The organism is Pseudomonas sp. 21615526 (assembly GCF_013386245.1).
Classification (GTDB): domain Bacteria; phylum Pseudomonadota; class Gammaproteobacteria; order Pseudomonadales; family Pseudomonadaceae; genus Aquipseudomonas.
Genome location: NZ_JACAOM010000014.1, coordinates 106,309 through 117,758, shown reverse-complemented (window position 1 = coordinate 117,758; position 11,450 = coordinate 106,309). Strand labels below are relative to the sequence as shown.

The 11,450-nt window shown below is 62.3% G+C and carries 10 protein-coding genes; 5 read left to right on the top strand and 5 right to left on the bottom strand.

Annotated features, from left to right (window positions below; genetic code table 11):
* The first annotated feature begins 151 nt into the window (after positions 1–151).
* From HX786_RS06175 to HX786_RS06155, 5 genes are read left to right on the top strand one after another with little or no spacing between them, the layout of a single operon-like run.
* Entirely contained in the window at positions 152–1,801 is a 1,650-nt protein-coding gene (locus tag HX786_RS06175; RefSeq protein WP_087693009.1) for an AMP-binding protein, read from the top strand.
* Positions 1,802–1,823: 22 nt separating this feature from the next.
* Entirely contained in the window at positions 1,824–2,591 is a 768-nt protein-coding gene (locus tag HX786_RS06170; protein WP_008433459.1) for an SDR family NAD(P)-dependent oxidoreductase, read from the top strand.
* A 10-nt stretch (positions 2,592–2,601) separates the two neighbouring features.
* The gene (locus HX786_RS06165; RefSeq protein ID WP_008433457.1) at positions 2,602–3,786 is read left to right on the top strand and encodes an acetyl-CoA C-acyltransferase; all 1,185 of its coding nucleotides are present in this window, start codon (positions 2,602–2,604) and stop codon (positions 3,784–3,786) included.
* A 9-nt stretch (positions 3,787–3,795) separates the two neighbouring features.
* On the top strand, positions 3,796–4,923 hold the full coding sequence (locus HX786_RS06160) for an acyl-CoA dehydrogenase (protein WP_178911837.1): 1,128 nt from the start codon (positions 3,796–3,798) through the stop codon (positions 4,921–4,923).
* Positions 4,924–4,932: 9 nt separating this feature from the next.
* The gene (locus HX786_RS06155; protein WP_003217608.1) at positions 4,933–5,706 is read left to right on the top strand and encodes an enoyl-CoA hydratase; all 774 of its coding nucleotides are present in this window, start codon (positions 4,933–4,935) and stop codon (positions 5,704–5,706) included.
* Positions 5,707–5,847: 141 nt separating this feature from the next.
* On the opposite strand, the gene HX786_RS06150 is transcribed toward HX786_RS06155, so the two are convergent.
* From HX786_RS06150 to HX786_RS06130, 5 genes are all read right to left on the bottom strand, one after another.
* A complete protein-coding gene (locus HX786_RS06150) occupies positions 5,848–6,999 on the bottom strand; it encodes an acyl-CoA dehydrogenase family protein (RefSeq protein WP_177021110.1) in 1,152 nt (383 codons plus the stop codon).
* Between the two features lie 3 nt (positions 7,000–7,002).
* Entirely contained in the window at positions 7,003–8,106 is a 1,104-nt protein-coding gene (locus HX786_RS06145) for an enoyl-CoA hydratase/isomerase family protein (RefSeq protein ID WP_087693005.1), read from the bottom strand.
* Positions 8,107–8,230: 124 nt separating this feature from the next.
* Positions 8,231–8,947 (bottom strand): HPP family protein, encoded by a 717-nt coding sequence (locus HX786_RS06140; protein WP_102369056.1) that lies wholly within the window; start codon positions 8,945–8,947, stop codon positions 8,231–8,233.
* Positions 8,948–9,123: 176 nt separating this feature from the next.
* Positions 9,124–9,303 carry a type VI secretion system contractile sheath small subunit gene (locus tag HX786_RS06135; RefSeq protein WP_256344058.1) on the bottom strand — a complete coding sequence of 60 codons (180 nt, stop codon included), beginning with the start codon at positions 9,301–9,303 and terminating at the stop codon, positions 9,124–9,126.
* 521 nt (positions 9,304–9,824) lie between these two features.
* Positions 9,825–11,447: a phospholipid carrier-dependent glycosyltransferase gene (locus HX786_RS06130; RefSeq protein ID WP_178911836.1), complete on the bottom strand. Its 1,623-nt coding sequence runs from the start codon at positions 11,445–11,447 to the stop codon at positions 9,825–9,827.
* Positions 11,448–11,450: the final 3 nt, after the last annotated feature.

Below are 11,450 nucleotides of genomic sequence, written 5' to 3'. Positions count from 1 at the left end.
CTCACACACACCAAACAGCGCCCCCCCATTGGCCAAACCAGTCAACCAAGTTGAAAGCTTTGACCATTGCCCCCCCCACCGCTCTAGAGCGACTATTTCACCGGTCTACGTACCCATCCTGAAAATAAAAAACACACAGGGATTTGAAGCGATGCGTGATTACTCGGCTGCCACCACCCAGTTCAACTACCAACACACCGTCGACGCTGCCTTGTCGGGCAACCTGCAGGCCCTCAACGCCTGCGTCGAATGCTGCGACCGCCACGCATTACCTGGCCGCATCGCACTGTTCTGGGAGGGCAAGGACGGCCGCAGCGCCACGTCCACCTTCACCCAGCTGCAAGACCAGGCCGCACGCTTCGCCAACTTCCTCCTGGCCCAGGGCGTCAATCGCGGCGACAAGGTGGCAGGCCTCCTGCCACGCACCGCCGAGCTGCTGGTGGTCGTCCTCGCCACCTGGCGCATCGGCGCGGTCTATCAGCCGCTGTTCACCGCCTTCGGCCCCAAGGCCATCGAACACCGCCTGAACAGCTCCGGCGCCGCGCTGGTGGTGACCGATGCAGTAAACCGTCCCAAACTGACGGAAGTGGCCGACTGCCCGACCATCGTCACCGTCGCCGGCCCCAACGGCGAAGGCATCGTGCGCGGCGATTTCAGCTTCTGGGCCGAGCTGCCCAACTATTCCAACCTCTGCGAACCCGTATTGCTGGGCGCCGACGACCCGTTCCTGCTGATGTTCACCTCAGGCACCACCGGCCCGTCGAAAGCCCTGGCCGTGCCGCTCAAGGCAATCGTTGCGTTCCAGAGCTACACCCGCGACGCCGTCGACCTGCGCCCCGAAGACGCATTCTGGAACGTCGCCGACCCGGGCTGGGCCTACGGCATCTATTTCGGCGTGACCGGCCCCTTGTCCATGGGCCACCCGATCACCTTCTACGATGGCCCGTTCACCCTCGAAAGCACGTGCCGTGTCATCAACAAATACGGGATTACCAACCTCACCGGTTCGCCCACCGCCTACCGCCTGCTGATCGCCGGGGGCGAGCAGTTCGCCAAGTCGATCAAGGGCAAGCTGCGTATTGTCAGCAGTGCCGGCGAGCCGCTGAACCCGGAAGTGATCCGCTGGTTCGCCGATAACCTCGGCGTGACCATCCACGACCACTACGGCCAGACCGAGTTGGGCATGGTGCTGTGCAATCACCATGGCCTGGAGCATCCGGTGCACGTCGGCTCCGCGGGCTTTGCCTCGCCGGGCCATCGCATCGTGGTGCTGGACGACAACCATCAGGAGTTGCCCGCCGGCCAACCAGGCATCCTGGCTATCGACCGCGAGCAATCGCCGATGTGCTGGTTTGCCGGTTATGACGGCGTCAAGACCAAGGCCTTCGTCGGCAAGTACTACCTCAGCGGCGATACGGTGGAGCTGAACCCCGATGGCAGCATCAGCTTTGTCGGGCGCAGCGACGATGTGATCACCACCTCCGGCTATCGCGTGGGGCCGTTCGACGTAGAAAGCGCCTTGATCGAGCATCCGGCCGTGGTGGAGGCCGCCGTGGTGGGTAAGCCATGTCCGGAACGCACCGAGATCGTCAAGGCGTTTGTGGTACTCAGCGAGCAGTACCGCGCCGAGCCGGCCCTGGCCGAAGAGCTGCGCCAGCACGTGCGCAAGCGCCTGGCCGCTCACTCGTACCCGCGGGAAATCGAATTTGTCAGCGAGCTGCCCAAGACCCCGAGCGGCAAGCTGCAACGCTTCATTTTGCGTAATCAGGAAATTGCCAAGGCCCAGGCGGCCACGGCGTGACCCATTCTTCAAGGAAACAATGATGCAGATTGAGAACAAGGTTTTTCTGGTCAGCGGTGGCGCTTCAGGCCTCGGCGCGGCAACCGCCGAGATGCTCGTGGCGGCCGGTGCCAAGGTGATGCTGGTGGACCTGAACGCCGACGCAGTGGCCGCCCAGGCGCAAAAGCTCGGCGCGCAGGCCCGCAGCGTGGTCGCCGATATCAGCCAGGAAGCCGCTGCCGAAGCGGCGGTACAGGCCACCGTCGCCGCCTTTGGCGGTTTGCATGGGTTGGTCAACTGTGCCGGTGTGGTGCGGGGCGAGAAAATCCTCGGCAAAAATGGCCCGCACGTGCTGGCCAACTTCGCCCAGGTGATCAACGTCAACCTGATCGGCAGTTTCAACCTGCTGCGCCTGGCTGCAGCGGCTATCGCTGAAACCGAGGCGAATGCCGATGGCGAGCGCGGTGTGATCATCAATACCGCTTCAGTGGCAGCGTTTGACGGCCAGATCGGCCAGGCGGCCTATGCCGCTTCCAAGGGCGCGATTGCCAGCCTGACCCTGCCGGCGGCCCGCGAACTGGCGCGCTACGGGATTCGGGTGATGACCATCGCCCCCGGTATTTTCGAAACTCCGATGATGGCGGGCATGACGCCGCAAGTGCGCGAATCCCTCGCCGCCGGCGTGCCATTCCCGCCGCGCCTGGGCAAACCGGGCGAGTACGCCGCGCTGGTGCGGCATATCATTGAAAACAGCATGCTCAACGGCGAGGTGATCCGTCTCGACGGCGCCTTGCGCATGGCAGCCAAATAAGGAGATTTTCATGACTGATCCAATCGTTATTGTCAGCGCGGTACGCACCCCGATGGGCGGGTTCCAGGGTGATCTCAAAGGCCTCACCGCTCCGCAACTGGGCGCTGCGGCGATTCGTGCAGCGGTCGAACGCGCCGGTATCGCTTCCGATGCCGTGGATGAAGTGCTGTTCGGCTGCGTGCTGCCCGCCGGCCTCGGCCAGGCGCCGGCACGCCAGGCGGCGCTGGGTGCTGGCCTGGACAAGTCCACGCGCTGCACCACCCTCAACAAGATGTGCGGCTCGGGCATGGAAGCCACGATCCTGGCCCATGACGCGTTGCTGGCAGGCAGCGTGGAGGTGGCCATCGCCGGTGGCATGGAGAGCATGTCCAACGCGCCGTACCTGCTGGACCGCGCCCGCAGCGGCTATCGCATGGGCCACGGCCGGGTGCTCGACCACATGTTCCTCGACGGCCTCGAAGACGCCTACGACAAGGGCCGCCTGATGGGCACCTTTGCCGAGGACTGCGCCGAGCACAACGGCTTTTCCCGCGAGGCCCAGGACGCGTTCGCGATTGCGTCCCTGACCCGTGCGCAACAGGCGATCACCGACGGCAACTTCATCGCCGAAATCGTCCCGGTGCAGGTCACCGTGGGCAAGGAACAGAAAACCATCATCCACGACGAACAGCCGCCGAAAGCCAAGCTGGACAAGATCGCCACCCTGAAGCCGGCCTTCCGTGAAGGCGGCACGGTGACGGCAGCCAACTCCAGTTCGATTTCCGACGGTGCGGCGGCGCTGCTGCTGATGCGCCAGTCCGAAGCGCACAAGCGCGGGCTCAAGCCTCTGGCGGTGATCCATGGCCACGCGGCGTTTGCCGATGAGCCTGGCCTGTTCCCGGTAGCGCCGGTGGGGGCGATCCGCAAGCTGATGAGCAAGACCGGCTGGAACCTTGACGAAGTCGACCTGTTTGAAATCAACGAAGCCTTTGCCGTGGTCAGCCTGGTGACCATGAGCAAGCTGGAGATTCCCCACAGCAAGGTCAACATCCACGGCGGTGCCTGTGCCCTGGGCCATCCGATTGGCGCCTCCGGCGCGCGGATCCTGGTGACCCTGCTTTCGGCCCTGCGCCAGAAAGGCCTCAAGCGCGGCGTTGCAGCTATCTGCATCGGCGGCGGTGAAGCCACGGCCATGGCCGTTGAATGCCTGTACTAAGGAACACCTATGCTGCCGAATGACGAACAACTGCAAATCAGCGAAGCCGCCCGGCAATTTGCCCAGGAACGCCTTAAACCGTTCGCTGCCGAGTGGGACCGCGAGCATCGCTTTCCCAAGGAAGCCATTGGTGAAATGGCCGAGCTGGGCTTTTTCGGCATGCTGGTCCCGGAGCAATGGGGCGGCTGTGATACCGGCTACCTGGCCTACGCCATGGCCCTGGAAGAGATCGCTGCCGGTGACGGCGCCTGCTCGACCATCATGAGCGTGCACAACTCCGTGGGCTGCGTGCCGATCCTCAAGTTCGGCAATGATCAACAGCGCGAGCAGTTCCTCAAGCCCCTGGCCAGTGGTGCGATGCTCGGTGCGTTTGCCTTGACCGAGCCCCAGGCCGGTTCCGACGCCAGCGGCCTGAAAACCCGTGCCCGGCTGGAGGGTGATCACTACGTCTTGAATGGCTGCAAGCAGTTCATCACCTCCGGGCAAAACGCCGGGATCGTGATTGTGTTTGCAGTCACCAATCCGGCTGCCGGCAAACGCGGCATCAGCGCCTTTATCGTGCCCACCGACTCGCCGGGCTACAGCGTCGCGCGGGTCGAGGACAAGCTCGGCCAGCATGCTTCCGACACCTGCCAGATCCTGTTTGAGGATGTGAAGGTGCCGGTGGCCAATCGTTTGGGCGAGGAGGGCGAAGGCTACCGGATCGCCCTGGCCAACCTCGAAGGCGGGCGTGTCGGCATTGCTTCGCAAGCGGTAGGCATGGCACGGGCGGCATTTGAAGCGGCCCGGGACTACGCCCGCGAGCGGGAAAGCTTTGGCAAGCCGATCATCGAGCACCAGGCCGTGGCCTTCCGCCTGGCGGACATGGCGACGCAAATCGCCGTGGCGCGGCAGATGGTGCATTACGCCGCCGCCCTGCGTGACAGCGGCAAGCCGGCGCTGGTGGAAGCGTCCATGGCCAAGCTGTTTGCTTCGGAAATGGCCGAAAAGGTCTGCTCGGCAGCCTTGCAAACCCTCGGCGGTTACGGTTACCTGAGCGACTTTCCCCTGGAGCGGATCTACCGCGATGTGCGGGTCTGCCAGATTTACGAAGGCACCAGCGATATTCAACGCATGGTCATTTCACGCAATCTCTGAGGAGTCTCTATGAGTTACGAAAGCATTTTGCTGGACGTGCAGGGCCGGGTCGGGCTGATCACCCTCAATCGCCCGCAAGCGCTGAACGCCCTGAACGCGCAACTGGTCAGCGAGCTGAACCAGGCGCTGGACAGCCTGGAAGCCAACCCGGAAATCGGCTGCATCGTGCTAACCGGCTCGAAAAAAGCCTTTGCCGCCGGTGCCGACATCAAGGAAATGGCCGAGCTGACCTACCCGCAGATCTACCTCGACGACCTGTTCAGCGACAGCGATCGCGTGGCCAACCGCCGCAAGCCGATCATCGCGGCGGTCAACGGGTTTGCCCTGGGTGGCGGCTGTGAACTGGCCTTGATGTGCGACTTCATCCTGGCGGGTGACAACGCCAAGTTTGGCCAGCCGGAAATCAACCTCGGCGTGCTGCCGGGCATGGGCGGCACCCAACGCCTGACTCGCGCCGTGGGCAAGGCCAAAGCCATGGAAATGTGCCTGACCGGGCGCTTTATCGATGCGGTGGAAGCCGAACGCTGTGGGATCGTTGCGCGCATCGTGCCGGCGGATGAGCTGTTGGACGAAGCATTGAAGGTCGCGACCCTGATCGCCGGCAAGTCGGTGCCCATCAGCATGATGGTCAAGGAAAGCGTGAACCGTGCGTTTGAAGTGAGCCTGTCTGAAGGCGTGCGCTTTGAGCGCCGGGTGTTCCACGCGGCGTTTGCCACGCTGGATCAGAAGGAAGGCATGGCGGCGTTTGTGGCCAAGCGTGCGCCGGAGTTCAAGGACAAGTAAACACTGTCCTGAAACGCTGAAGATCAAAAAATGTGGGAGCGGGCTTGCTCGCGAAGGCGGTATTACAGTCACCCGATGTATCGACTGATTCACCGCCTTCGCGAGCAAGCCCGCTCCCACATGGGTTATGCGAAATACCTGTTACAGCTGGTAGTTTTTCAATTCTCTGGCAATCACCATCCGCTGAATCTCGCTGGTGCCCTCGTAAATCTGGGTAATCCGCGCATCCCGGTAGTAACGCTCCACCGGGTAGTCCTCCAGATAGCCATAACCCCCATGAATCTGCATGGCTGAAGAGCACACCTTCTCGGCCATTTCCGAGGCAAACAGCTTGGCCTGGGAGGCCTCCGACAGGCATGGCTTGCCCGCACTGCGCAATCGGGCGGCGTGCAGGATCAGCAAGCGCGCCGCATTCAGGCGGGTTTGCATGTCGGCCAGCAAGTTGGCCACGCTCTGGTGCTCGATGATCGCCTTGTCGAACTGCACCCGGTCACGGGCATAGGCCAGCGCGGCCTCAAAGGCGGCACGCGCAATACCCAGCGCCTGGGCGGCAATCCCGATGCGTCCGCCTTCGAGGTTGGACAGGGCGATGGCCAGGCCCTTGCCGCGTTCACCCAGCAGGTTGGCTTCCGGTACGGTGCACTGGTTGAGGGTGACGGCACAGGTGTCGGAGGCACGAATGCCCATCTTGTGCTCGGTACGGTCCACCACGAAGCCCGGGGTGTTGGTCGGCACCAGGAACGCCGAGATGCCTTTCTTGCCCAGCTCCGGGTCGGTCACTGCAAACACGATCGCCAGCTTGGCGCGCTTGCCGTTACTGACGAATTGCTTGGCGCCGTTGATCACCCACTGGCCGTCCCGCAGTTCAGCGCGGGTGCGCAGGTTGTGCGCTTCGGAACCGGCCTGGGGTTCGGTAAGGCAGAAGCAACCGATGGCCTGGCCGCTGGCCAGTTCCGCCAACCAGGTTTCCTTTTGTGCTTGTGAGCCGTAGTTTAGGATTGGCCCGCAACCCACTGAATTATGGATACTCATCAGTGCGCCGGTAGCGCCGTCGCCAGCGGAAATCTCTTCCACTGCCAGGGCGTAGGCCACGTAGTCGACGTAGGTGCCGCCCCATTCTTCGGGCACCACCATGCCCAGCAAACCCAACTCGCCCATCTTGGCGACCAAAGCATCGTCGATCCAGCCGGCCTTTTCCCAAGCCTGGGCGTGGGGGGCGATTTCGCCACGGGCAAAGTCCCGCGCCATGTCGCGGATCATCACTTGTTCTTCTGTAAATTCAATATCTTGCATGACTTAGTTCCCGTTCTTGTCGAAGTCGCGGAAGAAGCTTTCGACATGATCAGCCTCCAACGCCTGCAGGGTTGGAGGGTTCCAGCGAGGGGTTTTGTCCTTGTCGATCAGCAGGGCGCGGACGCCTTCGATCAGGTCGCCACGGGCAAACCATTGGCGGTCCAGGTGCAGTTCCAGGGCAAAGCATTGCTCCAGCGGCAGGTGGCGCCCGCGACGCAGCATCTGCAGGGTCACGGCCATGGCCAGGGGGGAGCGCGTCTGCATCAGGCTGGCGGTGGTCAATGCCCAGTCATGGCTGTCGGCGACGGTGACTTGCTGCAATTGCTCGACGATGCTCGGCACGTCCGGCAAGGCAAAGAAGTGATCGATGGCTGGGCGTAGCGCCGCCAGGGGGGCGTCGGGCAATTGTTGCACCGCGAGGCTGGCCAGCAGGCCTTGCAGGTCCTTGAGGGGAGAATCGTGCCATTCCAGGCGGTCCAGGCGCTGGTCGAGGTCGGCGAGCCGGGCGCTGTCGAGGTACCAGTCCGCCAGGCCGCAATACAGGGCGTCGGCGGCACGAATCTGCACGCCGGTCACCCCGAGGTAGATCCCCAGTTCCCCGGAAATGCGCGGCAGGAAATAGCTGCCGCCCACGTCAGGGAAATACCCGATGGCCACCTCGGGCATTGCCAGGCGGCTGCGGTCGGTGACCACCCGCAGGTCGGCGCCTTGCACCAGGCCCATGCCACCGCCAAGGACGAAGCCGTCCATCAGTGCCAGGACCGGTTTGCGATAGTTGTGAATGGCGAGGTCGAGGGCGTATTCCTCGACGAAGAAGTCTTCGTGGAGGGTGTCGCCGCTCTTGAAGCTGTCGTACAGCGAGCGAATGTCGCCGCCGGCGCAGAAGGCTTTTTCACCGGCACCGCGCAACACCACGGCATGCACCTGGGGATCGTCCGCCCACGCCTGCAAATGCCGGCTGAGGCTGCGGACCATGTCCAGGGTGAGGGCGTTAAGGCCTGCGGGGCGATTGAGGGTCAGGTGGCCAATATGGTTGCGTACGTGCGCCAGGACCTCGTCTTGCACAATCCCGGCGCTGCTTGCCTCGGATGAAACCTGAGCAGTCATCTCTAACTCCCTGCTTTTATTGTTCTTTATCAAGATGTTCGCGGGCGAACCATCTCGCGATCGTACCAGTGCAAATTTGCCCAGTACAAGTCGGAATCATGCAGGTCGTTTTTGCATTTTTGCCTTATGGAGGAGGCTGGCCCTGGTGCTGGAAAACCGCGCCGATGGTGCGCCGCCGGGCATACCGCTCGCTGGCCTGGATCAGCTCCTCCAGCTCCTGCGGGGTAACGTCCAGGAACTGCTCGCGCTCGGCGAGGGCCTGCTTGAGGTCCTCGGCGCTGATCCCGGGGTTTTCGGTGGCGATTGGCATAAAGATCGGCGCAGCCGGTTCGCGGGTGCCCTTGGGGTAACGCGTGCGCGTGGCGTTGTTGTAGGCCAGCGCGCAGGCCAACAAGGCTGTGGCTCCCAGCATGACTGCGGCAAGTTCGTGCCAGCCCATGGCAATCGAGGCAGGGTCAGCCAGCACCAGGCTCATGGCCAGGCCGCCCGCCGGTGGATGCAGGCAGCGCAGCCAGCAGATCAGGATCACGGTCATCCCGGCAGCCAGGCATGCGCTGCCCAGCGTTCGGCCCAATACCCGGGCCACCAGCAGCGCAACGATCCCGGCACACAGGTAGCTGCCGATGATCGACCAGGGCTGGGCCAGCGCGCCGGAGGATACGGCAAACAGCAGCACCGCCGAGGCTCCCAGCGGGCCTATCAGGTGCAGGGCCACCTCGGTGCCGAACACCTGGGCGCACACCCAGACGCTGAACAGTGTGCCCAGGGCCATGCCGATGGCGGCACGACTCCATTCGGCAGGGCGGGTATTGATGGCAGCGGGTAACCAGCGAGCGAGCATTGACAGACGATCCGTGAAAAGCGGGCGAAAAAAAAGGCTTGCCTGGTTTCCCGGAAAAGCCCTTTAAAGAAGTTCCTGCATTTGGGGGAGGAACCTGCGCAGTGTGCCAATCGATGAAGACTGCTGCCAATGCATATTAATGCAGGTCAAGTGCAGTATTTTTGCAGTAAAACGTGTCAGCCAAACGGTATCAGGCGGGTTGGCGGTGGCATGGGGTTGCTGATCTTGCCCAGCACACGGTCATCGGTTTCCTCGTTGATCAGCAGGTTTTGTACATTTTCCCGCAGCGATGGATTGTTGGCCAATGGCCCCTTGAGCACCACCAGTGCATCACGCAGTTCCATCAGCCGATCCAGTTTTGGCAGCGGGATGTAACCCGCATTGACTCTGTCGCGGGACAAAGGCGCGACAGCGTCAGAGGTTGAGGGGTCGGGCAATCGACGGTCGGACACAAAACATTCCTCTAAATGAAATAAACGGCAGCGCTGAATGCTGTTTAAAAGGTCTTTATTGTTATTTCGACTGTTCGTTTAAGCGGGGCATGTCTTGATTGATGGCTTGCTGCTACGTTCGTCGAGTTTCTTTCGAAAGTAACAGGAATGCCTTACACCGCACCTTTGGAACTTCTGAAAATAGTTAAAAGGTATTAAATAATTAACTCGCTTGGCAGGCGAGTCTACAGTCGAGGGCTAGGGGCGGGAAGAGGGCGTCTTATCGGTAGCAGCGTATAGATGCGTAGGATGTTTCTCGATAGTTGCTACGCTAAAAGTTTCGAAGTTGAAGTGGCAAAGAAGTTTCTTACATACACTTGGATTTATAACTACTGAATGTACTGGTGCGGGATAAGCGGTTGGTTCCGCTTATCCCGCGCCGTGTATCAAGGTTGTGCGGGTTTGATCAAATGCAGCAGTACGTAGGGGTTCTTGTCGAACTGGCCGGTCAGTACCGGCTGCAGTGAACGAAAACGCGGGTCGCTCAACGCTTCATAGTCCGACTGGCTCATGATCAGCCATGCAGGAGCCTGGATCGGCGCCAGGTCGGCAGGCAACTGGGTAAACAACGGCACCCGGTCGCAATCGAGGTTGACCATGAACTTGATGGCTTTTGCGTCCTTGCCCAGTGCGTGCAATACCAGCGGCGCCGGTTGTTGCTGGGTCAGCGCATGGGCCTGGAGGGTAAAGGTGCGCGTGTCATACAACCGGCGCTCCAGCGGCTCGACCATCACGATATACGCCAGCCACACCGCCAATACCGCGGCGAAGGCCGGGCCCACGTAGCGAAGCCGCCGGTTGAACAGCAAGCCCAGTGCCAGCACCTGGATCGCGATCAGGATCCCGAACACCGGATTGAGGCTGCCAATCTGCTCGGGGAAGCGATGACGCGCCACGAACAAGCCTGCGATCAGCAGCCCCGGAATGATCGTCCACAACCCCAGCATCAGCCAGCGCAGCCCGGCGAACAGTCTGCCCCGCGACACCTGGAACGGGTACGCGGCGATGATTGCTGCCAGGGGCAGCATCGGCAGCACATAGCGCGCTTTTTTCGCCTGGGGCACCGACAAGCCGATCATCACGATCAAGCCGGCGGCGAGGCAGTACAGCACCAGTTTCAGCGCCGGGCCCTTGTCCTCGCGGCCACCGGCGATAATCGCAATCAGCGCGAGTATTGCCAACGGATACGCCGGCGCGTAGTTGCCCAGCGAACTGCTGAAGTAATACAGCGCGCTGCCGGAGCCTTCGGTGCCGTCCATGCGACCCAGGAACTGCATGCGGATCACGTCCTGCATGAACGTTTCACCGCCACTGAGCTTGGCCAGCAGCAACAGCAGGCCCACGCACGCCGCCAGTAACGCCAACGCCAGCAGGCCGAAACTGAACAGCTGGCGCCATTGCCGATTGATCAGGTAATAGCTGCACAGCATGCCGGTGGGGATCACCAGGCCGATCGGTCCACGGATCGCGAACCCCACGATCAGCAGCGCAAACAGCCAGTGCAGGCGCTTGCCGGCGCCGAAGTGGTCGTGGGCGTAACCCAGGTAGAAGACTGTCAGGGCCACTGCCGCCAGCATCTGGTCGAGGGACACCGCGCGGGTTTCGCTGATGAAGGTGCTGCTGAGCAGCATCACCGTGATGCTCAGCAGCGCCCAGCGCCGGGAGTAGGGCGCCGTCAGCCGGTAGACCAGCACCACGAGCAGCGCCGAAGCGATGGCCGTGGGCAGCCAGGCCGTCAGGCTGGTGACCTGCCCCAGGGGCAGGGACAGCAGCCAGGTCATCAGCGTCGAGGTGGCCAGGTAATCGGCATAAGGTTGCCCGTACGTCGTCGGGAAGAACCCCGGCCCATGGCGCAGCATCTCCTGGGCGAACAGCACGAAGCGCGAGTCAAAGCCGATGATTGCCTGGTTCCAGTTGCCTGCGATAAACAGGACCAGTGCCAGGAGCCCCAGCACCCATGAGTGTCGGCGGATCGTCGGGCTGAGCAGGGGCCGATGAGCTTTGTCCACGTC